Genomic DNA, 26,397 nt, shown 5'->3' with positions numbered 1-26,397 from the left:
AAACCGAACTCGAGCAGTAGCCTCACCCGAACCCCATTCCGGCGGCAAGGCCCTTGAGGACGCTCGGGGTGGCTACCGGCGACCTAGCCACCTGGGCAGGCCCGAGCCTTCGCCCCGACCGGCCCGTGGCGCGTCCACCGGCCCGCCCCGCCCTGCTCCCGGCACGAAAATGCCGGGGAGCCAACCGCTCTCCCCGGCATGCCGCGTTTCGACGGCGGTTACACGGAAGTCGCGTCCCGGCGCGCCTGCATCAGCTCAGTGACCGACATCTCGCGGACGTCGTTCAGCCGCACGCCTTCGCCGCTTTCGTCGATGCACCCGTGACGCGCGCAGTCCACGGCGCCGACACCGGTACCGACGGCGAAAGCGGTGACGGTGATCAGGACCGGGGTCAGCACCGGCGTCGCGGAGTCGCGGCTGACTTCCAGCACTTCCAGGTTCGACTCGGCCGCGGCGGACTCGATACGGTTCATGATCGGCTCCTCAAAATGATTCGGGCGTTTTACCGAACCGGACACTATTTGCCGCCCAATTCGGGGAGCATCCACCAAAATGCCGAAACCGGCCGGTCCTCGTGCCACCACGCCCAGCTGAAGTAGCCACCTGGCCAGGCCTGGTTGGGAGCCCGTTCGCGGTTGGCGGCGCGGGCTCCGCCGGGGAATTGTGATCTCGTCCACGACGGAAAACCCTGGGGAGGGCGAAACACCATGCGCAGACTGACGGCTCTGGTGGCGACCGCGCTACTGGTACTGATCACGGCAGGCACCGCGGATGCCGCGTCGAAAAACTGGACGACGCGGTACAACGGCGGCTCGGCGACCGGTACCGCGCACTACGAGACGGCCGGTCCGCACCCGTACGACGGGAAGGTGCACGCCGACGGGACGCTGACCGTCGCGGACTCCGGCTGCTACTTCGCGACCATGGAGGTGATGCACTTCCCCGGCGCGTGGATCAGCCATCAAAACTCCGCGACGCGGTGCGGGCCGGGCAGCATCCCGGTCAACCTCACCGAGGTTGTCGCGCGCGGCTACTGGAGTGGCTCGGTGGCGGTCTGTCAGCCCGCACCGAACGGGGGAGGGTGGTGCGACAACTGGGTCGACATCTACGTCGACGACAAATAGGCGTTCCCCTTCGACGCGTCAGAACGGAAGACCAATGCCGGAACCGCTGATCGGTGATCGCCTGGAGCGGTTCACCCTGCCGAACGGGCTGCGGGTGGTGCTCGCGCCGAGCACGGCGGTTCCGGTGGTGGGGATCGCGGTGCTCTACGACGTCGGCATCCGGTCCGAACCGGTGGGGCGCACCGGTTTCGCGCACCTCTTCGAGCACTTGATGTTCCAGGGCTCGGAGAAGGTGCCGAAACTAGCGCACGCCCGCTACGTCCAGGGCGCGGGTGGCTCTTTCAACGGTTCCACCCACCTCGACTACACCGTCTACCACGAGACCCTGCCCAGCACCGCGCTGGAACGCGGGCTCTTCCTGGAAGCCGACCGGATGCGCGGGCCCCGTATCACCGAGCGAAACCTGCGCAACCAGGTCGACGTGGTGTCCGAGGAGATCAACACCAGCGTGAAGAACCGGCCGTACGGCGGTTTTCCGTGGCTGCACCTGCCGCCACTGCTGTTCGACGGCTTCGCCAACACCCACGACGGCTACGGCTCGCAGGTCGATCTCGATTCGGCCACCGTCGCCGAGGCGAACGCGTTCTTCGAGCAGTACTACGCGCCGGCCAACGCGGTGCTGTGCGTAGCGGGCGGCATCGACGTCGAAGAGACCACCGCGTTGGTCGCCCGCCACTTCGGCACCGTGCCCGCCCGCCCGGTCCCCGTCCGGCCCAGCTTCGCCGAACCGGCGCTCACCGGGTCGCGGCGCGGCGCGCACCGGGACCCGCTCGCCCCGCTCGCCGCGTTCGCGACGGGCTGGCGGGTCCCCGACCCGATCGGCGAATTCCGGTCGTACCTCGCCCACCAGCTGCTCGCCGATCTGCTCGCGGGCGGCGAGTCGTCGAGGCTGGTCCAGCGGCTGGTGCAGGCCGACGGCACGCTCGCGGACGTGTCCGCCGGGCTCGGCCTGATGGGGGACTCGCTCGCGGTCCGCGATCCCGGCGCGTTCGTGGTGTCGGGTTTCCTGTCCCCCGGCGGTGCGGCGGACAAGGCGGTGCGGGTCGTCGACGAGGAGATCGAACGGATCGCGGCGGAAGGGCTGGACGACGACGAAGTGCTCCGGCTGCGGACGATGGCGGTGAGCAGGCTGGTGCGCGAACTCGACTCGGTCGTCGGCAGGGCGAAGCTGTTCGGGCTCTTCGAGCAGCAGCGGGGCGATGCGGCCTTGATCGCCGAACTGCCCGGCCTGCTCTCCTCCCTCACCGGCGACGAGATCGCCGCCGCTGCGGCGACGGTCGGCGAAGCGCACCGCGCCGTCGTCGAAATCCTGCCGGGGGCCGCGCGATGACCGGGCAGCTGTCCGATGTGGACGTTCCCGCGCTGCTGCCGCGCGGCGCGCTCGTGCTGCCGGAGTCGGCCGAGGTGACCCTGCCGTCCGGGCTGACCGTGCTCGCGGTACGGCAGCCGTCGATCCCGCTGGTGGAAATGCGCCTGCGGATTCCCTGCGCGGAGGCGGACTCGGCGACCATCGCGCTGCTCGCCGATTCGCTGTGCTCCGCGACCTCGCGCACGCCGACCGCGGAGCTGGCGAAACGCCTGCAGCGCATGGGAGGCAGCCTCAGCGCCACCGTCGACGCCGACCGGTTGCTCTTCCTCGGCAGCGCGCTGGCGGCGCACCTCGGTGACCTGCTCGACCTGCTCGGCGAGGTGCTCACCGCCGCCAGCTATCCCGAGGTCGAGACCGCGCAGCGGGCCGCGCGGTTCGCGGACGCGCTCCGGGTGGTCAAGGTGCAGCAGGGGCATCGCGCGCTGGAAGCGCTCAACCGGCGGCTCTACGGCGACCACGTCTACGCGCGCCCGACCCCGTCGCCGGAGGACGTGCTCGCGGTGACCCCCGCCGATCTCGTCGCCCTGCACGCCGAACGGGTCCGCGCCGCGTCGGCCTGCCTCGTGCTGGCCGGGGACCTCGATCCGCAGCAGGCCTTGCGCACGGCCGAACGCGCGCTGTCCGGGTTCGCCGGTGGCGGCGAACCGGTCCGGCACCGGCCGCTGCCCGCCTGCCGCGGCGGCACCCCGATCGGCCTGCTGGACGCACCGGGCGCGGTGCAGTCGTCGGTGCGGCTCGCCCTGCCGTGCCCCGGCCCCGGTGCCGCCGACTTCGCGGAACTGGACCTCGCGAACCTGATCTTCGGTGGCATTTTCTCCTCGCGGCTGGCCGCGAACCTCAGGGAGGACAAGGGATACACGTACTCCGCGAAGTCCACAGTGGTCTCTCCGCAGGCGGGAAGCGCGGTCGCCGTGCTGGCCGACGTCGCCACCGCGGTCACCGCGCCCGCGGTGCTGGAGATCGGCTACGAGCTCGGCCGGATGGCCTGCACCCCGGTGCGCGCCGCGGAGGTCGACCAGGCGCGGGAGTACCTGCTCGGCGTGCGGCAGCTCAGCATGTCCACGCAGTCCGGGCTGGCGAACCTGGTCTCCGAGCTCGCGGCGCAGGGGCTGCGCCTTGACTGGCTCGGCGAGCACGCGAGCAGGCTCGTCGACGCCGACGTGCCCGCGGTGACCGAAGCCGCGGCGCGCTACCTGAACCCGCCCAGCGCCGTCGTCGTCGTGGTCGGCGACGCGGCGGAAGTGGCGGCCCCGCTCGCCGCGCTCATGCCGGTCAGCCGGAACGGAGTGGAGCCATGACCAGGACCGCACTGGTCACCGGTGGTTCGCGGGGCATCGGCCGCGCGATCGTGCTGCGCCTCGCCGAGGACGGCGCGGACGTCGTCTTTTCCTACCACAGCGACGAAACCGCGGCCCGCGACGTGGTGGCCGAGGTCCGCGGCAAGGGCGGCAGGGCCACGGCCGTCCGCGCGGACGTGACGGACGCGGCGCAGATCGAGCGGCTGTTCGAGGCCGTGCCCGAGCTGGACGTCCTGGTCAACAACGCGGGCATCGGCTCGGCGAAGGTGTTCGGCGAAGTGACCGAGCAGTGGTACGACCACGTCATGGCGGTGAACGCCAAGGGGGCGTTCTTCGTTCTGCAGCAAGCGATCCCGCGGTTGCGCCAGGACGGTCGGGTGATCAACATCTCCAGTTCGGCGACCGCGTGGCCGAGCCTCACCGACCCCGTCTACGCCGCGGGGAAGGCCGCCGTCGAACAGTTCACCAAGGTGGCCGCCCGTCAGCTCGGCCCGCGGCGGATCACCGTCAACACCGTCTCCCCCGGCCCGGTGCACGGCGACGCCGTGCCGGACGAGGCCACCGCCGCGATCGCCGCGCTCACCCCGCTCGGCCGGATGGCCGAGCCCGCCGACATCGCCGACGTCGTGGCCATGCTGGCCGGCCGGGACGGCCGGTGGATCACCGGCCAGAACCTGATCGCCGCCGGCGGCATGCTCTGAGCAGGACTCAGTCGCGCACGATGACGGTGATCTCGAACCGGCCCGATTTCCGGTGGGCCGAAACGGTTCCGCTGCCCGCGCGGTTCGACTGGTAGGCGGCGGTGGTGACCGCGCCGGAGACCGCGGGCCTGCCGGTCTCGGTCAGCACCGGCCCGCTCGCGGACACCGCCTGCCACGGATCACCGGCGCTGCCGTGCAAGGTCACCGTCAGGGGTGCCTTGCGCCCCATGCAGATGGTCTTGCCGTTGTCCTGCTCGGTGATCCGCGGCCGGGGCACCGAAGTCGAGCAGGTCCTGCCGCCACCGGCATCGGGCGTTCCCGGTTTGCAGGCCGCGATCGCGAGCAGCGCGCTCAGCGCCGCCATCGTGGTCAGCACGCGCATTTCGAGCACCTCCGACAGGCGGATCCCCCATCGTGGCACCGTTCCCGTCCCGGCGGAACACCCGTGCGGGCATACCCGTCGGGCCATGCCCGATCGGTTATGTCCATTGGCAGTTGACCCGCGGGGTGTCCTCCACGAAGATCTTTGGCATCCCGTGAACACGCCATGGCGGATCGCCCGCGTGTCCGGGAATCTCTGGGGAGGGATACAAGATGGCGCCGGTTGCCGTGCAGCAACCTCCGGAGCATGTCGACGCGGTCCTCCGCGCGCTGGGGATCGGGGGTTTCGTCGACGACGGACTGCCCGCGCCCCGTGGCCGCAACACCAGTTACGCGGGCACCACGGAATCGGGGCAGGACGTCTTCGTGAAAGTGGTGGCCAGTTCGTCCGGCGCCGCGGCGGCGGACCGGCTCGGGCGGGCGATGGCGTTCCAACGGTATTTCGAAGACGGGTACTTCGCCGGTCTCCACGCCCCGAACTGCCTCGGCGTGGACGAGGCGACCGGGGTGATGGTGTTCGAACTGGTGCGGGACGCCCGCAGCGGCCGCGATCTCGCCGGTGACGGGGAGTTCGGCGAGGATCTCGCGCACAGGCTCGGCGAGGCGATCGGCGCGCTGCACGCCGCGCCGCTGCCGCCGGGAACGGATTCCTCCTACCCGCCCTATCCGCCGGGTGAGGCGCTCGACGCGCTGCCCGCGCGGGTGTTCGAGAACTCCAGCGCCGCCGCGCTGCAGGCGTGGGCGCTGATGCAACGCGACGAGGTGCTGCTCGAGGCGGTCCGCCGGTTGCGCGACCGGGACTCCTCGACGGTGCTCGAACCGGCGCACTGCGACCTCCGGCTGGACCAGGTGCTGTGGCACGGCGGCGAACTGTCCGTCATCGACTGGGAGGAGTTCCGGCTCGCCGAACCCGCCCGCGACCTCGGCGCGCTGATCGGCGAATGGCTGCACCGCGCGGTCACCGAGATTCCCGCCGCGGGCGACCCCGACCTGCCCGACCCGGCGCTGACGCACGAACAGATCCTCGCCGCCGGTGCCGCGGCGATCGACGAGTTCCGCCCGTGGGTCGCCGCGTGCTACGCCGGGTACCAGGCGGTGCGCGGCCCTCGCGACGACCGGTTCGCCGCGAGGTGCTGCGCCTTCGCGGGCTGGCATCTGCTAGACCGGATGGTCGCCGCGGCGGAACGCCTTCCGGCCCTTGGCGCGGTCGAGCGCGCCGGTGCCGGGATCGGCAGGACCATCCTCGCCGACCCCGACCGGTTCACCCGCGCGCTCGGGCTCGCCGCGTGACCGGGGACGCGCTCTGCCCCGACCTGGTCGCGACCCTTCCCCAGGTCCGCGTGGATCCCTTGTGTCGCAAGGCAACCGTGGGCGAGGACGAGGTGACCGGCGCCAACGCCCGCGAACTCGTGCGAGCGCTCGGGCACCAGCTCTACCGGAACGCGCACACCGGGGCGATCGCGGCGACGGCGCGCGGTACGGACCGGGACCACGCCTTGGAACGACGACTCGCCGAAGCGGTGCCGAGGACCACCACCACGATCACCGTGCCGGTACTCGACGTTCGCGAAGACGGCACGGTCGTGGTCGAACGGGACGGGCTGCGCGTCGCGGCCGAACCCGGTTCGCTCAGGAGCACCGCCCCACCGCGGCGCGGGGAGACGGTCGACCTCGACGTGAGCACCGTGAGACCCGCGGTGTCGCCGGGGTTCTTTCTCACCGCGCAGCGGCACGGCACGCGCGCACCGGGCCCGGTGCTCCGCGTCTACCTGCACCTGGTGGAACTCGACGCGATGACGGCGGTGTGGCGGACCGTCCTGCACGCGTTGCACGCGAAGGGCGCGAGCCACCTCGCGAAAGTCCTTTCCGGACCGGAGGCGCTGCCGAGGCGCGACGCGATGGTCGTCTACCTCGACGCCGACAGCATCGATTTCGTCGCGCACCTGCCGGAGCTGCTCGACGACCACCCCGGTCTCGGCACCGAGACCTCCGCGTTCGCCAAGCGGGTCCGACCCGGCGTGGCGATCGCGTGGGAACCGGCCGACCCCCGGCCTGGGATGGGCGCGCTGAGCTTCGGCCAGCACCGGGCGCTCGCGCTCGCCACCGGGCTGGTCCGGCACGCGGCGGAACCTGGCGGCGGCAGCAGGATCGGCCGCGTCGCCGAGGCGCTGCGGGAAGCGAACATCGATCCGGCGGCACCCGCCCGCAACCTGGATTCCCCGGACCTCCCGGGGCTGTGCGCTAGCGCACCGGCAGAAAGGTGAAACCGATGAACACCAAGGAACTGGTAGCGGGCTACGACATCTTCACCAGCGTCGAGGAGCTTTCGGCGGTGACCGCCGTGCCCTCGTCGGCCCAAACGGGCACCCTCCAAAGCGTCACCACCCCCTCCCCGCTGTGCCCGTCCCCCTGCGTCACCGTGACCCTCATCCTCTGTGCGTGACGGTTGAGACCGGCACCTGGCGCGGTGCCACCGCGGAGCGCGCCAGGGAATTCGTGACGCTGCTGTCGGATCGGTTCGCCGATCCGACAGCGGTTTCGCGCACCGCGGCGGAGGTGCTGGCCGCGGAGAACGGCGGCTGGGTCCCCACCGGCCTGGCGAACGGCCATCCCGGGCTGGCGGTGTTCTACGGGCAGTTCGCCGAATCCGGCGGGCGGCACGCGGCGGCCGCGCACGCGCACCTGCTCGCCTCGATGCGGGCCGTGGGCGACCACCCCGCCCTGGGCCTGTACCTCGGGCCCGCGTCGATCGCGTTCGCCGCGCAGACCTGCGGCGCGCGCACCGGTGACTACGCGAGCCTGAGATCGTCCCTGCTGACCTGGGCCGCCGGAAATCAGGCAACCAGGATCGAAGCGGCGAGCGCACCGGAAACCGGTGTCGCCGAAGGAACGTACGACGTGATCACCGGGATCACTGGGGTGGGCAGGATCCTGCTCGACGCGCTGAGCGCCGACGAGGAGAATTCACCGGCGGTCGAATCCGCGGTGCTGGCCACGCTCCGGTTCTTGGTGCGGTTGAGCGAAACCCGCGACGCGGCGGGCCACCGGGTGCCAGGATGGTGGACCGCCCCGGAGCAGCTCCCGCTGGCCGAGGAGCGCCGCTACTACCCGATCGGCGCGGCCAACACCGGCATGGCGCACGGCATCGCCGGGCCGATCGCCCTGCTTTCCCTTGCCGCGCAGCGTGGTGTGCTGGTGGACGGGCAGCTCGACGCGATCGGTTCACTGTGCGGGTGGCTGATCGGGAACGCGTCGTCCGATCAGGACGGACCGTTCTGGGTGCCGCGCGTTCCGCCGGGCGATCGCCTGCCGGAAGACGGGGTGCGGCCCCGGGACGGGTGGTGCTACGGCGTGCACGGCATCGCGGCCGCGCTGCACCGCGCGGGCACGGTCCTGGACCGGGGAGCCTGGCGCGAACTCGCCGTGACCGCGGTGCGTGCCGCGTCGTCGCACGACGCGCTGGTGACCGATCCGTACCTGTGCCACGGGCACGCGGGACGGCTGCAGGTCGTGCACCGGCTCGCGGTGGCCGAACAGGACGGCGAACTGCTGGCGCTCGCGCGACGGATCGCGGCCAGGCTGCTGGACTTCGTCGACTTCGACGCGCCGTTCCTCGTCGTCGCCCCCGTCCACGACGGACCGGGCTACCAGGTGTGCCACCGGCCGGGGCTGCTGGACGGCGCGGCCGGGGTCGGCTGCGCGCTCAACGCCCTGCTGACCGGAGAACCCGGTGACGGGAACCGGAACTGGGACCGCATGCTGCTGCTGAGCTGACGGGCTCGCGCATCGACGGCGCGCGAAAACCGCGCCCACGCCGTCCTTTTTGGACAGAGCACGTGCGCGCGAGGGCATCCCGGGCCGCACGGTCCGGGATTCGTCGCTGCGCCGATTATGGCGATACAATCGGACCCGAGTCAAGACACATCGTCTCACCCTGGACGTTCGCGCTGCTGGAGAGAGGGGAACCAGATGTCCCAGGCGTGGCAATCCGCCGTCGAGACGCACAAGGCCCGGTACCGCGAGCAGATCATCGACGCGGCGATCGAACTGATCGCCGACGACGGCGTCACCAAGACGTCGATGGCCAAGCTGGCGCAGCACGCCGGCGTCGGCAGGGCGACCCTGTACAAGTACTTCCCCGATGTCGAGTCGGCACTGCTGGCCCACGTGGGGCGCGAGATCGACGTCTGCGAGGCCAGGCTCGACGAAGTCATCGCCGAGCACGAGGATCCACTGGAACAGCTTCGTGCGTGCGTGCGCGCGTTGCTCGACTATTTCGCCAGCCGCCAGCACCGGGTCGGCTGGGCCAGCCTCGACAAGGCCGATCTCTCCGCCAAGGCCATGGCAACGCTACGGGAAGAGATGACCCGGTTGCACAAAGCCATTATCGCTACCCTGCGCGACGGAATTGCTGCCGGCCGCATGCGTAAGGAACTGGATTCACAACGACATGGCAAACTCGTGTTCAAAATGGTGGCGAGTATGCAAGAGGACATTACGGTCGGCGCCCTCTCCGCGGACGAAGCCATGGACACAATTTGGCTACTTTTGTCCCATGGCGTGCTCCACCAGGGGCGATAGCCAGTGACGACACCGGAAGAAAACAGACATACGGGATGCCGATCTCCGCCCCAAGTCCACAATAGACCATTTGGGTGCTCGCCCGGTTACAATCTTAAGCCTCCATCAAGGATCGTGTGATCTCTTGCACACAGCGCACGCATGGTGATATTTTCCCACCTGCGGCGCGCCTTCTCCGCTGCTGCGGGTCACGAAGGGGGATTAAATGCCCGAAGAACGAATAGCAAGCCTGCCGAAAAGTCACGAAAGACAATCCTCCGTCGCCGTTTTCGTCGAAGGAGATGTAATTCGACGTGGATTGACCTCTATGCTCAAATCCACGAATTCATACTCAATAACAGAATGGAAGTACCTCGAGGACGCCAACCGCACCGCGGGCGCACCGGGCCATCGGTGCCCCGATGTCGTGGTGCTGGGGTGCAACGGGCTGAACACCGATACCGTCCAGTTGTACGCCGAACGGGCAAGAGCGGCGGGGAGCAAGGTCCTGCTGCTCCTGCTGATCCAGAACCCGGAGCTGTTCGACGCGGTGTCGAGCATCCCGGCGAACGGATTCCTGCTGCTGCACCAGATCACACCGGACTCATTGGACCGCGCGCTGCGGGAAGTGGTCTCCGGCGAGATCGTCATCCCGTCGGTGCTGGCCGGTCGCATGCTGACCAGGCTGCGCACCGGGTCGACCGCCCAGCGCCACGGACTGGCCAGCCTCACCCCGCGCGAAGAGCAGGCGCTGCGCCTACTGGTCGACGGGCTCAGCAACAAGCAAATCGCCAAACAACTGCGCATTTCACAGCACGGGGCCAAACGCCTCGTCGCCAACGTGCTCGCGAAGCTGAATTGTCCCAACAGGACACTCGCGGTCGCGGTCGCCTTGCGCGACAACATCATTGCCTGAAGCATCATTGCCTGAAGTACCACGAACTGAACTGGGGTCTGGGGGCCACACGAGACATCGCTTTCGGGTGGGAGTGTCTGTTCACTGAGGACGATCGGGTGCCACGAGCACCGGAGGACCTCGCTGAGCGACACTCCCACCTTCGCGTTCCGGGGTTCCGCGCCGCGGCGAGCCCCGTCCGGCATGTGCGGTGCGCACCGCACATGCCGTCGGGCCGCCGGTGTCCCAGGGGGAAGGGGACCCGACGAGTTCAGGATCGCGACACCCGTCCCCGGAGCGCGAGCAGGGCGATGCTGAACGTCACGACGGCGACGGCGAGCACGACGCCGACGCCCAGCAGCAACGTCGGCCCGTTCCATCCGTCGGTGAGCAGGGACCGGAGCGCGGCCAGCAGGTAGGTCACCGGGTTCACGTGCGCCACGGCCGCGAGCCATCCGCTGAGGCGGTCCAGCGGCATGAGCGTGGTCGTCAGGAACACGAACGGGAAGAACAGCAGCGAGCTCTGCGCGACCACGGTCGCGTTGCCGGTGCGCAACGCGATGGCATAGGGAATCGCGGCGAACGCCAGCCCCCACAGCGCGGCGATCGCGATGAACACGAGCACGCCCAGCACACCCGACGCGAAGCCGACGCCGAACACGAACCCGAGCACCACCGTGGGGATACACAGCACCACCACGGTCACCAGGTCCGCGACCATCAGGCCGAGCAGCAGCGAAAGCCGGTTCGTCGGCGCGATGAGCAGGCGGTCGAAGTACCCGTTGTTGATGTCCTGCACCAACGAGGTCGCCCTGGTCGTCCCCGTCGACGCGATGACGATCGCCACCGGGAACTGGAACGCGCGGAAGTCCGCGGTACCGCCGAGGTTTCCGATCTTTTCCAGCGCACCGACGAAAACGGTGAAGAAGAAGACCGAGATGAGCATCGGCGGGATGAGGGTCTCCGGCTCGCGCACCAGCTGGCGGAGCGATCGGCCGGAAACGCTCACCAGGTCCCGCAGGAAACCGGCCGGTCTGCCGACCAGCTCCTCGGTCTCCGCCCGGACCGCGGTCGTGGCCTCCGTGGTAGCGGTCATTGCGTCACCTTCCCCGCGTCCGCGAGTGCGTCTTCTTCGGACATGTGCTGCCCGGTGATGGAAAGGAACACGTCGTCCAGCGTCGGGCGGCGCAGGACGAGATTCCGTACGGTCACGGCGTTTTCGGCCAGCGCGAGGGCGACCGGGCTGATCGCGGTCGGACCGTCTTCGACGGCGATCGTGACCTCTTCGCCGTTCACGTCGACGCGCTGCACCACCGGCAGGCCGCGCAGCGCGATTTCGGCGGAAGTCCCGTCGCTCGTCGTGGCGACGATGAGGTCCTTGCCGATGGACCGCTTGAGCTCCTCCGGGCTGCCCTCGGCGACCACCTTGCCCTCGTTGATGATGCCGACGCGCTCGGCGAGCTGATCGGCCTCCTCCAGGTACTGGGTGGTCATGAAGATGGTCGTGCCGAGTTCGCGGTTGAGCCGGTTGACCTCGGCCCAGAGCTTGATCCGGCTGGCCGGGTCCATCCCGGTGGTCGGCTCGTCGAGGAAGAGCACCCTCGGGTTGTGGATGAGCGCGACCGCGAGGTCCAGCCTGCGGCGCATCCCGCCGGAGTAGGTGCCCACCCGGTCCCGCACCGCGTCGCCGAGATCGATCAGCTCGGTCAGCTCGCCGACCCGCTTGCCGATCGTCTTCTTGCCGAGCCCGTAGAACCGGCCCTGGAGGCGGAGCTGTTCGAGACCGGTCTGCTTGTCGTCGAGCGCGGTCGCCTGCAGCGCGACGCCGACGCGCAGCCGGACGTCAAGCTGGTTGCGCACCGTGTCGTGCCCGAGCACGCTCACGGTGCCCTCCGTCGGCGCGAGCAGCGTGCACATCATACGGACGCAAGTGGACTTCCCCGCCCCGTTGGGTCCGAGGAACGCGTAGATCTGACCGGGCGGCACGGTGAGGTCGACCCCGTCGACGGCCCACTTCTCACCGAAGCGCTTCTTCAGCCCGGCCGCGCGGATGGCCGGTGTTCGCTCGGTCGCGGTCACGACCGGCGCTGCCGATGTCGCTGTCATATGCACACCTGAACTTGTCGCAGGGAACGGATCGGTGGTGCTGTGCCGAACAACTTGGCCTTGCTCGATACATAGTGTCTCGGTACCATACGAACTGTGTCAAGCCGTCCGGCGGCGACACAGCGGGGAAGGGAAACGGATCAAGGGCCCAACCTGGGGCCACCCGCACCCGGCTGTCAACGTAGCCATTCAGCTATGCCGGTCGAGCGCCCGCCTGGACCGGCCGACGGATCTTTCGCGCCGCCCACCCGCCATGAAGACTCGATGCTCAACCCGGAGGAAAGGCATCGAGGATCATGCCCGCACGCGCCGAAAACGCTCCAACGATCATCGATGTGCTCGCGCGGAACGCCGGCGAAGAACCGGACCGCACCGCATTCTCGTTCGCCGACGGCCCGGATTCCCCTGCCGCCGATTCGCTGAGCACCCGGGACTTGCACATTCGCGCGCTGGCGGTAGCCGAAGCATTACGGACCGCCAGTGCGCCCGGTGCCCGAATTCTCGTTCTCACGCCGTCGGCACGTGATTACGTCATCGCGGTGTGTGGCTGCCTGTACGCGGGCAGGTGCGCGGTCCCGCTCGGCTACGCTGGCACCCCGGTGTCCAGCGCGATGGCCGCCGCGGTGGGGCGCGACGCGGGCGCCGAGGCGATCCTGACCAGTACCGCTGTCGCCGCGGAAGCCAAGCGGCGCTGGCAATCCGCGGGCGGGGACGCGATCGCCTGGCTCGCCGTGGACGAACTGGTGCGCCCGTCGGCCGCGGACCAGGCACCCGCTCGGTGCGCGCCCGAAGACCTCGCGATGCTGCTGTACACCTCGGGGTCCACAGGGGACCCCAAGGGTGTGCTGAACTCGCACGCCAGCATTCTCGCGGGTATCCGGAAAATGGTGCGGATGACCGGGATCCCGGCCGGTGCCACCGTCGTCAACTGGGTTCCGGTGCACCACGGAATCGGGCTGATCGGACATTTGCTGCTTTCCCAGTACCTCGGCGGCGACTGTTCGGTCCTGCGCACCGAGGATGTGGTGGCGCGGCCGGCGAGCTGGCTGGAAGCGATCAGCGCGGCGAATTCTCCGGTATTCGGCGGCGGGCCCAACTTCGTTTACGACCGGTGCACCGATTTCGTCACCGCCGAAGAGTTCGCCGGGCTCGATCTGGACAACTGGCACTCGGCACTGGTCGCCGGGGAACGGATCCGGAAGAACACGCTCGAACGCTTCACCGCGCGATTCGGCGCGCGAGGATTCGCCCGCGACAGCATGTTCTCGGTCTACGGGCTCACCGAAACCACGCTCCTGGTCAGCGGCAGGCGCGCCGGGGACATCGGCTCCCTCGCACTGGACCGCGCGGCGCTGGAGGCGCACACCGCCCGCATCGTGCCCGAATCCGATGACACCGCGATCGATCTGGTCAGCTGCGGCGATCCCGGTCCCGCGACCACGATCCGGGTCGTCGACCCCGAGACCCGTACCGAGGTGGCACCGGGCCGGGTCGGCGAAATCTGGGCGCAGGGCCCGTTCACCGCGCCGGGGTACTGGCGGCGGCCACGGGAAACCGCGGCCGTGTTCGACGCGAGCCTCGCGAACGGCGAGGGCCCGTTCGTCCGCACCGGTGACCTCGGTTTCCGCCACGACGGCGAGCTGTTCGTCTGCGGACGGCTGAAGGAACTGCTGATCATCCGCGGCCGGAACCTGTACCCCCAGGACATCGAAACCACCGCGGCCGGGGTGCACCCGGCGACCACGGCGGCACCGGCCGCGGCGTTCGCGGTGGAGGGCGAGGAGAGCGAGCGGCTCGTCCTCGTGCAGGCCGTGAGGTCCCCCGAAGAACTCGACGCCGAGCGGCTCGCCGGGGACCTGCGCGCGGCGGTCACCGCGAACCACCGGGTCGACGCCGAGGTGCTCGTCGTGGCCGCCTCGGCCGTGCCCACCACGAACGCGGGCAAGATCCGCCGCGCCGCCTGCCGCGAGGCGTACCTCGAAGGCAGGCTCGCCCCGCTGGCCACGAGCGTGCCGGGCGGACTCACCGTGCCCGCAGCCGATGCCACCGTGGGTACGGCCGCGGTTCCCGTGGTGGTGCGGCGCCTGCTCGAAGACGTGCTCGGCGGCGATGCGCCGGAGGACGTGCTGGCCTCCGATGCCACCCTCGCCGGACTGGGGCTGGACTCCTTGCGCGGCATGCTGGTGCGCCACCGGCTGGCGCAGGAGACCGGCGTCCGGCTCGCGCTGGACGAACTGCTGCTCGCCTCCGCGCGGGAAGTGACCGCGAAGATCCTCGCACAGTCCGAAATGGACACCGCGAGCCCCGCACCGGCACCCGTCGTGGTGCCCGATCCCGCCGCGCGGTACGAACCGTTCCCGCTCACCGGCCTCCAGCAGGCGTACGTCACCGGCCGCGACGACGTCTACGAACTCGGCGGAGTGGCGACACACTACTACCGCGAGTTCGACTCCGAGACCCTCGACGTCGACCGGTTCCTCGGCTCGTTGGAGAAACTCGTGCAGCGGCACGAAATGCTGCACGCCACCGTCTCCGCCGACGGGACGCAGCGGGTGCTCCGGGACCACGCGGTGCCGGTCACCGTCGACGACCTCCGGCACCTGGACGGGACCGCGGCGGCCGAGCGGCTCGACCGGACCCGCGCCGCGATGTCGCATCACGTCATGCCGCTGGAAGACGGCCCGCTGTTCGAGGTCAGGATCAGCCGGCTCACGAAGTCGAAGGTCCGCGTGCACATCGGGGTGGACCTGCTGATCGCCGACGTCCGCAGCATCCAGATCTTCTACGACGACTGGGAACTGCTCTACAACGGCAAGGAACTGGCGCCGTTGACCGGCGAAGTGTCCTTTCGCGACTACCTGATCGCCACCGAGCGGGATGCCGACGACGCCGAGTACCGGCGGGCGCGCGACTACTGGATGGATCGCATCGACACGATGCCGGGGGCACCGCGGCTGCCGGTCGTCGAGCGGGCGAAGAACGCGAAATCCCGGTTCCGCCGCATCGAATCCCAGCTCGACGCCGGTACTTGGACGCGGATCACCAACCGGGCCGGGAAGTACGGCGTCACCCCGTCAGCGGTACTGCTGGCCGCGTACGCCGTGGTGCTGCGGACCTGGAGCGGCTCGGAGCGGTTCCTGCTGAACATCCCGATGTTCAACCGGCAGCCGCTGCATCACCGGATCGACGAGGTGATCGGCGACTTCACCACGATCCTGCCGCTGGCCGTCGACGCGCGCGGTGACCACGGGATCGCCGAGCTGGCCATCCGAATCCAGCGGCAGCTTCTGTCCGATATGGACCATCGCAGGTTCAGCGGTATCGAGGTGCTGCGCGAACTGGCGCTGCGCGACGGCGCGGCGACGAGCGCGGTCGCCCCGGTCGTCTTCGCCAGCGGACGCGGGCAGGGCCGCGGGTACCTGACCGGCGAATGGATCGGCGAGCCCGGTTACGCGATTTCGCAGACACCGCAGGTCTGGGTGGACAACCAGACGTACGAAAAGGACGGTGAGCTGCACTTCAACTGGGACACCGTGGAGGGGTTGTTCCCGGTGGGTGTGGTGGAGGAGATGTTCGCGGCGTATTGCGGTGTGTTGGAGTTGTTGGCTGGTGGGGATTCGGGGTGGGAGTCCGGTGTGGACTCGGTGTTGCCGGGGTGGCAGCGTGAGGTGATCGAGTCGGTCAATGACACCGCGGCGCCGATCGATGTTCAGCTGTTGCATGGTCCGTTGGTGGAGTGTGCGTTGGCGGATCCCTCGGCGCGGGCGGTGTTCGCCGACGGGGAATGGACCACGTTCGGGGAACTGTATGTCCGCGCCTGCCGGACCGCCCGGACGTTGCGGTCGCTCGGTGTCGGACCGGGACAGGTGGTGGCGGTGTCGATGGACAAAACCGCCGCCCAGATCACCGCCGTGGTCGCGGTCCTGCTCGCCGGTGGCGTCTACGTCCCCATCGACCCCGAACTCCCCACCGCACGCCGTCACCACATGGCCACGCATGCCGGTGCCCGCCTGATCCTCACCACCGAAGCCCGGGAAACCCTGGACTGGCCCGACAACACCCGTGTGGCGCTGCTCGACACCGCACCCGTCGATCTCGCTGAGGCGACTCGGGATGCGACACCAGAGCAAGTGTCGCAGTTGGACGATCTTGCCTACATCATCTACACCTCCGGCTCCACCGGTCTGCCGAAGGGTGTGGCGATCACGCACCGGGCGGCGTCCAACACGTGTCTGGACATCAACGCCCGGTTCGGGGTCACGTCGGCGGATCGGGCGTTGGCGTTGTCCTCGTTGAGTTTCGACCTGTCGGTGTGGGATGTCTTCGGTGTCCTCGGCGCCGGAGGCAGTCTCGTGTTGCCCGCGACCGGGCGGGATCCCGCGCACTGGCACGAGCTGATCACCACTCACGACATCACGGTGTGGAATTCGGTTCCGGCGTTGATGACCATGTACACCGAACACCTCCCCACCGGAACACCCGCCACGTCGTTGCGGTTGGTGATGCTCTCCGGCGACTGGATCCCCCTCGCGCTACCGGACAACTTGTGGGCTACCCACCCCGACATCGACCTCTACAGCCTCGGGGGCGCCACCGAGGCCGCGATCTGGTCGGTCTACCACCCCATCACCGCACTGGATCCCGAATGGACCTCGATTCCGTACGGCACTCCGCTGGCCAACCAGCAACTCCACGTCCTCGACACCCAACTCCAGCCCTGCCCCATCCACACCACCGGCGACCTCTACATCTCCGGTGACGGCCTGGCCACCGGCTACCACAACGACCCCGGCAAAACCCACGCCGCCTTCCTCACCCACCCCACCACCGGCACCCGCCTCTACAAAACCGGCGACCTCGCCCGCCGCCACCCCGACGGCACCCTCGAATTCCTCGGCCGCACCGACACCCAAGTCAAAATCAACGGCCACCGCATCGAACTCGGCGAAATCGAAACCACCCTCACCACCCACCCCGACATCCACACCGCCATCGCCACCACCACCGGACCCCCACACCACAAACAACTCCACGCCTACCTCTACCCCCACCCCCACACCACCCTCACCCCCGAACAACTCCGCACCCAAACCCACCACCACCTCACCCACCACCTCCCCACCTACATGCACCCCACAACCACCACCATCCTCACCCACCTCCCCCTCACCCCCAACGGCAAAATCAACCGCAACCACCTCCCCCACCCCACCACCACAACACCCGCGACCACCGAAGAACCGGCCAGCCAGCTGGAAAAGCGCATCCTCGTCCTGGTCGGAAAAATCCTGGATTCGCGCCGGATCAGCGTGACCGCGAACTTCTTCGACCTCGGCCTCGACTCGGTCGTCATGGTCAAGGTGCACCGCGAACTCCGCGACGGCCTCGGTCGCGACTTCGCGTTGACGGACCTGTTCGAAAACCCGAGCATCCGGCACCTCGCCGCCCACCTCGGCGGTGCCGACACGACCGAGGACGCGGTGGCCGCGACGTTCGCGCGCGCCCGCGACCGGCGTGCCCGCAGGCGTCCGCAGACCACCACCACGACCACCGACGGGGCACTGGCATGACTTCCACGAACGACGGCACCGAGATCGCGATCATCGGGAAGGCCTGCCGGTTCCCCGGGGCGAACGACCAGCGGCAGTACTGGCAGAACCTGCGCGAGGGCAAGGAATCGGTGACCTTCTTCGATTCCGAAGCACTGCGCGCCGCGGGGGTAGCCGACGAGCTGATCGACGATCCGGCCTACGTCAAGGCTTTCGGCGCGCTCGACGACATCGACCTGTTCGACGCGGGCTTCTTCGGGTTCAGCGCCCGTGACGCCACGGTCCTCGACCCGCAGCAGCGCGTGCTCCTCGAAACCGCTTGGCAGGCACTGGAAGACGCCGGGCAGCGGCGCTTCGGCGACGACGTGACGGTCGGCGTCTTCGCGGGCAGCAGCATGTCGACCTACCTGCTGGCGAACCTGCTCCCCGGCCGCGCGATGGACACCTCGCCCGACGGGTTCGAGCTGCTGATCGCGAACGACAAGGACTACCTGGCGAGCCGGATCGCCTACAAGCTCGACCTCGACGGTCCCGCGGTCAGCGTGCAGACCGCGTGCTCGACCTCGATGGTCGCCGTGCACCTCGCCTGCCAGTCGCTGCTGTCCTACGACTGCGACGTCGCGCTCGCCGGTGGCGCGACGATCCGCCTGCCGCAGCACGGATACCGCTACCAGGAGGGCATGATCCTGTCCGCCGACGGGCACTGCCGCCCGTTCGACGCGAAGGCGAGCGGCACCATCGGCGGCAACGGCGCCGGGATCGTGGTGCTGAAGCGCTTGGACGACGCGCTCGCCGACGGCGACCGGATCGACGCGGTGATCAAGGGCTCCGCGGTCAACAACGACGGCGCCCGCAAGGTCGGCTACACCGCGCCGGGCAGCACCGGCCAGGCGAAGGTGGTCGCCGCCGCGCTCGGCGCCGCGGGGATCGACCCCGGCACGATCGGCGCGATCGAGGCGCACGGCACCGGCACGGCGCTCGGCGACCCGATCGAGATCGCCGCGCTCACCAAGGTCTTCGGCCCGTACCACGCCGGTGGCTGCCCGATCGGCTCGGTCAAGTCCAATATCGGCCACCTCGACAGCGCGGCCGGGATCGCGGCACTGATCAAGGCGATCCTCCAGTTGCAGCACCGGGAAATCGCGCCGAGCCTGAACTTCGAGCAGGAGAACCCGGACATCGGCTTCGACGCCACGCCGTTCTTCGTGAACACCGAACTGCGGCCGTGGCAGGCGACCGGGACACCGCGCCGGATCGGCGTCAGCTCGTTCGGTTTCGGCGGTACGAACGCCCATTGCGTGCTCGAGGAAGCGCCCGCCGCAACCCGGTCCACGCCGGGCAAACCGGTGCAGGCGATCGTGCTGTCCGCTCGGTCGGCCGGTGCGCTCGACGCGATGACCGGCCGGATCGGCCGGGAACTGCGGGAAAGCGGGGAACCGCTCGCCGACACCGCGTTCAGCCTGCAGACCACCCGTACCGCACTGCCCCACCGCAGGGTCGTGCTGTGCTCCAGTGCCGAGGACGCGGCCGAGGCGATCGAAAACCGGGATCCGCAGCGCGTGCTCAGCAGGCAGGCCGGTGACGCGCCGGAGGTCGCGTGGCTGTTCCCCGGGCAGGGGACCCAGTACCCCGCCATGGGCCGGGACCTCTACCGCGACGAACCCGTTTTCCGCGCCGGGGTCGACGAATGCGCGGAGCTGCTGCGCCCGCACCTCGGGCTGGACCTGCGCGACGTGCTTTACGCGGAGGACGGCGGCGATCGCATCGAACGGACGGAACTCGCCCAGCCAGCGCTGTTCACCGTCGAATACGCGCTGGCGAAGACGCTGGAGTCGTGGTGCGGGAAGCCGAAGGCGATGCTCGGGCACAGCGTCGGTGAGGTCGTCGCCGCCTGCCTCGCCGGTGTCTTCACATTGCCGGACGCGCTGCACATGGTGGCCGTTCGCGGAAAGCTCATGCAGCAGCAGCCGAGCGGCGCGATGCTGACCGTCGCGCTGTCCGAGGATGATTTGCGCGAGGTTCTGGTCCCGTCGGTGGAGATCGCCGCGATCAACGCGCCCGGCCAGTGCGCGGTCGCCGGGACGCACGACGCGATCGACGAGTTCGCGGAACTGCTGAGGGAGCGCGGGATCGACTTCGGCAGGCTGCACACCTCGCACGCCTTCCACACCGCGATGATGGACCCCGCCGTCGCACCGCTGACCGAAGCGCTGTCCCGGATCCCGCTGTCCGCACCGGCGATACCGTTCCTGTCCAACCGTTCCGGCGACTGGATCACCGCGGCGCAGGCGACCGACCCGGCGTACTGGGCCGGTCAGGTCCGCGACCCCGTGCGGTTCCACGCCTGCCTGCGGAAGCTGGCCGCCGATCCCGGCACGGTGCTGCTGGAGGCCGGGCCGGGGCACACGCTGGGCAGTCTGTCCAGAATGGACCCGGACCTGCGCGGGCACGTACTGGTCAACGCGATGCGCGCGCCCGCGGAGGAGCACTCCGACACCCGGTTCCTGCTCGACGCCGTCGGGCGGCTCTGGCTGACCGGGGTCGAAGTGGACTGGGCGGCGATGCACGAGGGCGAGCACCGCCGCCTGCTCAGCCTGCCGCCGTACGCGTTCGACCGCAAGCGGTACTGGATCGGCGCACCGGCCGGTGGCGAAACCCCCACCCGCTCGCTCGACTCCGCGATCGTGTCCACTGTGGAAGAAGAAACCGAGGACGAGCAGAGCGGCGGCTCTCGCCCGGATCTGCTCACCGCGTACGCGGCACCGGAAACCGAGGCGCAGCAACGGATCGCGCGGATCTGGCAGGACCTGATCGGGGTCGGCCCGATCGGTATCCACGACAACTTCATCGAACTGGGCGGCCACTCCCTGCTCGCCACGAAGATCGTCGCCGGGGTCCGCGCCGAGTTCGCCGTGGACGTTCCGCTGCGTGACCTGATCGCGGCACCCACGGTGGAAGCGATGGCCGCGCTGGTGGTCGAGGCGGGCGGCGCGCCGTCGGAGCGCGAACGGCTCCCGGTCGCGGTGCCCGATCCGGCCGCGCGGTACGAACCGTTCCCGTTGAGCGAAATCCAGCAGGCGCAGTGGATCGGCCGGTCCGCGAACTTCAGCGTCGGCAACGTCGCCGCCCACATCTACTGGGAGGTCGAAGACGACCGCATCGACCTCGGCAGGCTGGGCGGTTCCTTCAACCGGATCCTCGCCAGGCACGACATGCTCCGCGCGATCATCACCTCGGACGGCACCCAGCGCATCCTCGCCGACGCCGGTCCGTACGAGATCGACGTGCTCGACCTGCGCACCACCCCGGCGGACCGGGCGGCGGAGGAGCTGGCGCTGGTGCGCGAGCGGATGTCCCACGAGGTACGGCCCGGCGACGAGTGGCCGCTGTTCAACATCCGCGCCGCCCTGCTGCCGGGCGGGCTGACGAGGGTGTTCCTCGGGTTCGACCTGATGGTGTCCGACATGGGCAGCGTGCGGGTCATGCTGCGGGACTGGCGCACGCTCTACGAGGACCCGTCCGCCGAACTGACCCCGTTGCGGATCACCTTCCGCGACTACCTGATGGCGATCGGGAAGCTCAAGGAAAGCGCGCTGTACCAACGTTCTCTCGCCTACTGGCGGGACAGGGTGCGTGATCTGCCGCCCGCGCCGGAACTGCCGCTGGCGACCGCCCCGGACACCATCACCGAACCCCGGTTCGTGCCGTGCAGCCGCACCCTTCCGGTCGCGCAGTGGGAGAGCATCAAGGAACGCGCCGGCAAGTACGGCGTCACGCCGTCCGCGGTGCTGCTGGCCGCCTACGCGCTCGTACTGGGTACGTGGAGCACGTCGGAGAAGTTCACCCTGAACGTCACCACCAACAACCGGCTCCCGGTGCACGAGGACGTCGGCGGGCTGGTCGGCGGGTTCGCGTCGTTCAACCTGGTGCCGGTCGACCTCGCCGAGCACGGCACCCTCGGCGCCATCGCGCGGGCGATCCAGGCGCAGAGCTGGGAGGACCTCGACCACCGGTACGTCAACGGGGTCGACGTCCTGCGCGAACTCGCCCGCGCCCGCGGCGGGACGAGCGGGTCGGTGATGCCGATCGTCTACACCAGCACCCTGGTCGACGAAAGCGAAACCGAGCGCTCGATGGTCGACTGGATCGGCGGGCTGACCTACGAGGTCATCCAGACCCCGCAGGTCTGGCTGGACGCCGGGGTGCTGGAGGTGTCCGACGGGCTGTACCTGAGCTGGCCCGCCGTGGAGGGGTTGTTCGCGGCGGGTGTGGTGGAGGAGATGTTTGCCGCGTATTGCGGGGTGTTGGAGTTGTTGGCTGGTGGGGATTCGGGGTGGGAGTCCGGTGTGGACTCGGTGTTGCCGGGGTGGCAGCGGGAGGTGATCGAGTCGGTCAATGACACCGCGGCGCCGATCGATGTTCAGCTGTTGCATGGTCCGTTGGTGGAGTGTGCGTTGGCGGATCCCTCGGCGCGGGCGGTGTTCGCCGACGGGGAATGGACCACGTTCGGGGAACTGTATGTCCGCGCCTGCCGGACCGCCCGGACGTTGCGGTCGCTCGGTGTCGGACCGGGACAGGTGGTGGCGGTGTCGATGGACAAAACCGCCGCCCAGATCACCGCCGTGGTCGCGGTCCTGCTCGCCGGTGGCGTCTACGTCCCCATCGACCCCGAACTCCCCACCGCACGCCGTCACCACATGGCCACGCATGCCGGTGCCCGCCTGATCCTCACCACCGAAGCCCGGGAAACCCTGGACTGGCCCGACAACACCCGTGTGGCGCTGCTCGACACCGCACCCGTCGATCTCGCTGAGGCGACTCGGGATGCGACACCAGAGCAAGTGTCGCAGTTGGACGATCTTGCCTACATCATCTACACCTCCGGCTCCACCGGTCTGCCGAAGGGTGTGGCGATCACGCACCGGGCGGCGTCCAACACGTGTCTGGACATCAACGCCCGGTTCGGGGTCACGTCGGCGGATCGGGCGTTGGCGTTGTCCTCGTTGAGTTTCGACCTGTCGGTGTGGGATGTCTTCGGTGTCCTCGGCGCCGGAGGCAGTCTCGTGTTGCCCGCGACCGGGCGGGATCCCGCGCACTGGCACGAGCTGATCACCACTCACGACATCACGGTGTGGAATTCGGTTCCGGCGTTGATGACCATGTACACCGAACACCTCCCCACCGGAACACCCGCCACGTCGTTGCGGTTGGTGATGCTCTCCGGCGACTGGATCCCCCTCGCGCTACCGGACAACTTGTGGGCTACCCACCCCGACATCGACCTCTACAGCCTCGGGGGCGCCACCGAGGCCGCGATCTGGTCGGTCTACCACCCCATCACCGCACTGGATCCCGAATGGACCTCGATTCCGTACGGCACTCCGCTGGCCAACCAGCAACTCCACGTCCTCGACACCCAACTCCAGCCCTGCCCCATCCACACCACCGGCGACCTCTACATCTCCGGTGACGGCCTGGCCACCGGCTACCACAACGACCCCGGCAAAACCCACGCCGCCTTCCTCACCCACCCCACCACCGGCACCCGCCTCTACAAAACCGGCGACCTCGCCCGCCGCCACCCCGACGGCACCCTCGAATTCCTCGGCCGCACCGACACCCAAGTCAAAATCAACGGCCACCGCATCGAACTCGGCGAAATCGAAACCACCCTCACCACCCACCCCGACATCCACACCGCCATCGCCACCACCACCGGACCCCCACACCACAAACAACTCCACGCCTACCTCTACCCCCACCCCCACACCACCCTCACCCCCGAACAACTCCGCACCCAAACCCACCACCACCTCACCCAAACCCTCCCCACCTACATGCACCCCACAACCACCACCATCCTCACCCACCTCCCCCTCACCCCCAACGGCAAAATCAACCGCAACCACCTCCCCCACCCCACCACCACAACACCCGAAACGACCACGGCCGACGCACCGCTGTCCGAGCTGGCGGTCCGGCTCGCCGCCATCGCCGCGGAGGTACTCGGGGTCGAGCACATCGACGCCCGCGCCAGCTTCTTCGAAGTCGGCGGGGATTCGATCACCGCGGTGCAGATCGCGGCGCGCGCCGGTGACCAGGGCGTGCAGCTCGTGCTGGCGGACCTGTTCGAAGCGGAGACCATCGCCGACGCGGCCGCGATCATCGAAGCGCGCGCGACGAGTCTCGACGGCGCGGGAGACGCGGTGGAGCTGACGCCGTCGCAGCGCGCGCTGCTCGACGGCGCCAAGCCGGGCGGCACCGCGAACTGGGTGGAACTCCCGGTGGACGCGGACTTCTTTGTCTGTCCTGAGTGGATAGAGGCATTGCTACGCAGGCATCCCGCGCTGCGCGGGCGTTTCGAGCGGGACGGCGAGGACTGGGTCCAGCGGATCGGCGAGGCCGGGACCTACGTACCGGAGATCGACCTCCGCGTGCTGCGGGAGGACCGGCAGCGCGGCGCGATGCGGCAGATGGTCGACGAGATGCGCGAGGAGCTGGATCCCCGTGAGGGCGGCCTGGTCAAGTTCGCGGTGTTCGACCTCCACGACACCAGGTACCTGGTGTGCCTGGCGCACGAACTGGTCGCCGATGGCAGGAGCTGGGGCGCGCTGCTCGGCGAACTGGCCGGGCTGACCGGCGCCACCGAGGCCGCACCGGCGCGGGTGACGCTCGGCGCCGAGGAAACCGCGACGATCCTGACCGCCGCCGAAGAGACCTACCGGATGTCGGCCGAGGAGGTGGTTCTCGCCGCCTGCCTCGACCTGCTCGGCGGAACCGGCTCGACCGTCCACTTCGAACACGACCGGCGAGAGCAGCCGACGGCCGTCGGCGCGCTGGGCGGCATCGCCGAGATCGGGCCCGTCGAGCCGGGCACGGAGCTGCCCGAAGTCAAGCGCCGCTACCGGTCCGCGGTGGAGGCGCCCGCGGTGCACTCTCCCGACGTGCTGGTGCGCTCGCTCGGCTCGGTTCCGTGCCCCGTGCCCGCGTGGCCGCACTGGGAACCGGCCGGGCGCGCGGCCGCGGAGCTCACCTGGGCGATCGCCGACGGCGGCCTCGTCGTGGCGTGGACCGGAGACGCCCCGGCGACCTCCACCGATTTCGCGGACGCGGTGCGCCGGGTCGGGCAGCGGTGCCGCGGGCACGAGGAGATCCACGTCGACACCGGCGACTTCCCGCTCGCCGACGTGGACGACGAAGACCTGGCCGCCGTGTTCGCCGAAGTTTCCGGGGAGTTCCATTGAGCAGTCCAGTCGAGCCCGATCCCGCCCGGCGCGCGGAGATCCGCGAGTTCGCGAACCGGGCCGTGCGCCCGCTGGTGTCCAAGATGGACACCGCGCAGCGGATGGACGACGGCCTCGTGCAGACGCTGTTCGCCGAGGGCCTGATGGGCATCGAGGTCCCGGAGGCGTACGGCGGCTACGGCGGCGATCTGCTGTCCTCGGCGGTCGCGATCGAGGAGCTGTCCCGTGTGGACCCCGGGGTCGCGGTGTTCGTCGACGTCCAGAACGCGCTGGTGATCAGCGCGCTGCTACGGCACGGCGACGGCGACCAGAAGCGGCGGTACCTGCCCCGCCTCGCCACCTCCACGGTCGGTGCCTACGCACTGTCCGAACGGGACTCCGGCAGCGACGCCTTCGCGCTGACCACCGAAGCCGTCCCGGACGGCACCGGGTTCCGGCTCACCGGGCACAAGCACTGGACCACGAACGCGGCCGAGGCGGGGCTCTTCGTGGTGTTCGCGAAGAGCGGGAACTCCAGTGCCACCGCGTTCCTCGTGGACGCCGACGCGCCGGGGGTGCGGGTCGGCGAGCGGATTTCGAAGCTCGGCATCCGCGCCAGCTCCACCTGCGCGGTGGAGTTCGACGACGTGCTGGTGGGCAAGGAAAACGTCCTCGGCGGCGCGAACAACGGGCGCGTCATCGCGATGGAGACGCTGAACATCGGCAAGATCGGCATCGCGGCGCAGATGATCGGGCTCGCCCAGGGCGCGCTGGACGCGGCGTTCGACTACGCGCAGCAGCGCCGCCAGTTCGGCGAACCGATCATCTCCTACCAGGGCGTGCAGTTCCCCTTGGCCAGGCTCACCGCCGAACTGGACGCCGCGCGGACCTACCTGTACCACACGATCGCGGTGCTGGACGCGATCCCGCTCGCGAAGCGGCTGACCGCCACCGCGACCGCGAAGTTCCTCGCCGCGGAAGTCGCCGAGCGCGCCGCCTCGCAGGCGGTGGAAACCCTCGGCGGGAACGGGTACTCCACCGAATACCCGGCGGAGAAGCTCTACCGCGACGCGAAGATCGGCAAGATCTACGAGGGCACCACGAACATGCAACTGCGGGCGATCGCCGCCGCACGCGTTTCCGGCGGCGAGCACGGCGACGGTGCGGCGCCGTGGTGAGCCCGTTCTTCCC

At 69.5% G+C, this 26,397-nt stretch carries 17 protein-coding genes; 13 read left to right on the top strand and 4 right to left on the bottom strand.

Features of this window, described 5'->3' with window-relative positions; genetic code table 11:
* Positions 1-218: 218 nt before the first annotated feature.
* The gene (locus tag HUW46_RS29815) at positions 219-473 is read right to left on the bottom strand and encodes a hypothetical protein (RefSeq protein ID WP_215542101.1); all 255 of its coding nucleotides are present in this window, start codon (positions 471-473) and stop codon (positions 219-221) included.
* A 234-nt stretch (positions 474-707) separates the two neighbouring features.
* Here HUW46_RS29815 and HUW46_RS29810 point away from each other — a divergent pair, with 234 nt between their 5' ends.
* Genes HUW46_RS29810 through HUW46_RS29795 form a run of 4 tightly spaced genes read left to right on the top strand, consistent with a single transcriptional unit; the run spans position 708 to position 4,492 of the window.
* A complete protein-coding gene (locus HUW46_RS29810) occupies positions 708-1,124 on the top strand; it encodes a hypothetical protein (RefSeq protein WP_215542100.1) in 417 nt (138 codons plus the stop codon).
* Positions 1,125-1,170: 46 nt separating this feature from the next.
* Positions 1,171-2,454 carry a M16 family metallopeptidase gene (locus tag HUW46_RS29805; RefSeq protein ID WP_442860995.1) on the top strand — a complete coding sequence of 428 codons (1,284 nt, stop codon included), beginning with the start codon at positions 1,171-1,173 and terminating at the stop codon, positions 2,452-2,454.
* Positions 2,451-3,791: a M16 family metallopeptidase gene (locus tag HUW46_RS29800; protein WP_215542098.1), complete on the top strand. Its 1,341-nt coding sequence runs from the start codon at positions 2,451-2,453 to the stop codon at positions 3,789-3,791. The genes HUW46_RS29805 and HUW46_RS29800 overlap by 4 nt, the downstream gene beginning before the upstream one ends.
* Positions 3,788-4,492 carry an SDR family oxidoreductase gene (locus HUW46_RS29795; RefSeq protein WP_215542097.1) on the top strand — a complete coding sequence of 235 codons (705 nt, stop codon included), beginning with the start codon at positions 3,788-3,790 and terminating at the stop codon, positions 4,490-4,492. The genes HUW46_RS29800 and HUW46_RS29795 overlap by 4 nt, the downstream gene beginning before the upstream one ends.
* 7 nt (positions 4,493-4,499) lie before the next feature.
* Here HUW46_RS29795 and HUW46_RS29790 read toward each other — a convergent pair whose 3' ends face one another.
* A complete protein-coding gene (locus HUW46_RS29790; protein WP_215542096.1) occupies positions 4,500-4,874 on the bottom strand; it encodes a hypothetical protein in 375 nt (124 codons plus the stop codon).
* Positions 4,875-5,086: 212 nt separating this feature from the next.
* Between HUW46_RS29790 and lxmK the strand changes: the two genes are divergently transcribed.
* The 6 genes from lxmK to HUW46_RS29760 all read left to right on the top strand — a co-directional run bounded on the left by lxmK (position 5,087) and on the right by HUW46_RS29760 (position 10,349).
* Positions 5,087-6,163, top strand: a complete 1,077-nt coding sequence (gene lxmK, locus HUW46_RS29785; protein ID WP_215542095.1) for a class V lanthionine synthetase subunit LxmK — start codon at positions 5,087-5,089, stop codon at positions 6,161-6,163.
* On the top strand, positions 6,160-7,137 hold the full coding sequence (locus HUW46_RS29780; protein WP_215542094.1) for a T3SS effector HopA1 family protein: 978 nt from the start codon (positions 6,160-6,162) through the stop codon (positions 7,135-7,137). Before lxmK ends, HUW46_RS29780 begins: the two co-directional genes overlap by 4 nt.
* 5 nt (positions 7,138-7,142) lie before the next feature.
* Positions 7,143-7,316, top strand: a complete 174-nt coding sequence (locus tag HUW46_RS29775; protein ID WP_215542093.1) for a hypothetical protein — start codon at positions 7,143-7,145, stop codon at positions 7,314-7,316.
* Positions 7,313-8,647: a lanthionine synthetase C family protein gene (locus tag HUW46_RS29770; protein WP_215542092.1), complete on the top strand. Its 1,335-nt coding sequence runs from the start codon at positions 7,313-7,315 to the stop codon at positions 8,645-8,647. Before HUW46_RS29775 ends, HUW46_RS29770 begins: the two co-directional genes overlap by 4 nt.
* Before the next feature lie 195 nt (positions 8,648-8,842).
* Positions 8,843-9,454: a TetR/AcrR family transcriptional regulator gene (locus tag HUW46_RS29765; RefSeq protein WP_215542091.1), complete on the top strand. Its 612-nt coding sequence runs from the start codon at positions 8,843-8,845 to the stop codon at positions 9,452-9,454.
* 307 nt (positions 9,455-9,761) lie between these two features.
* Positions 9,762-10,349 carry a LuxR C-terminal-related transcriptional regulator gene (locus tag HUW46_RS29760; protein ID WP_215542090.1) on the top strand — a complete coding sequence of 196 codons (588 nt, stop codon included), beginning with the start codon at positions 9,762-9,764 and terminating at the stop codon, positions 10,347-10,349.
* 250 nt (positions 10,350-10,599) lie between these two features.
* On the opposite strand, the gene HUW46_RS29755 is transcribed toward HUW46_RS29760, so the two are convergent.
* Both HUW46_RS29755 and HUW46_RS29750 read right to left on the bottom strand, forming a co-directional pair.
* Positions 10,600-11,424 carry an ABC transporter permease gene (locus HUW46_RS29755; protein ID WP_215542089.1) on the bottom strand — a complete coding sequence of 275 codons (825 nt, stop codon included), beginning with the start codon at positions 11,422-11,424 and terminating at the stop codon, positions 10,600-10,602.
* Positions 11,421-12,434 carry an ATP-binding cassette domain-containing protein gene (locus tag HUW46_RS29750; RefSeq protein ID WP_215542088.1) on the bottom strand — a complete coding sequence of 338 codons (1,014 nt, stop codon included), beginning with the start codon at positions 12,432-12,434 and terminating at the stop codon, positions 11,421-11,423. The genes HUW46_RS29755 and HUW46_RS29750 overlap by 4 nt, the downstream gene beginning before the upstream one ends.
* Before the next feature lie 296 nt (positions 12,435-12,730).
* On the opposite strand from HUW46_RS29750, the gene HUW46_RS29745 reads away from it, so the two are divergent.
* From HUW46_RS29745 to HUW46_RS29735, 3 genes are read left to right on the top strand one after another with little or no spacing between them, the layout of a single operon-like run.
* A complete protein-coding gene (locus tag HUW46_RS29745; RefSeq protein ID WP_215542087.1) occupies positions 12,731-18,004 on the top strand; it encodes a non-ribosomal peptide synthetase in 5,274 nt (1,757 codons plus the stop codon).
* Positions 18,001-25,227: a non-ribosomal peptide synthetase/type I polyketide synthase gene (locus HUW46_RS29740; RefSeq protein ID WP_215542086.1), complete on the top strand. Its 7,227-nt coding sequence runs from the start codon at positions 18,001-18,003 to the stop codon at positions 25,225-25,227. The genes HUW46_RS29745 and HUW46_RS29740 overlap by 4 nt, the downstream gene beginning before the upstream one ends.
* Positions 25,224-26,384, top strand: coding sequence for an acyl-CoA dehydrogenase family protein (locus tag HUW46_RS29735; protein WP_254125017.1), 1,161 nt, complete (start codon positions 25,224-25,226; stop codon positions 26,382-26,384). Before HUW46_RS29740 ends, HUW46_RS29735 begins: the two co-directional genes overlap by 4 nt.
* The last annotated feature ends 13 nt before the right edge of the window (positions 26,385-26,397 follow it).

The organism is Amycolatopsis sp. CA-230715, assembly GCF_018736145.1.
Classification (GTDB): Bacteria; Actinomycetota; Actinomycetes; order Mycobacteriales; family Pseudonocardiaceae; genus Amycolatopsis.
This window is presented reverse-complemented; position numbering and strand designations above follow the sequence as displayed.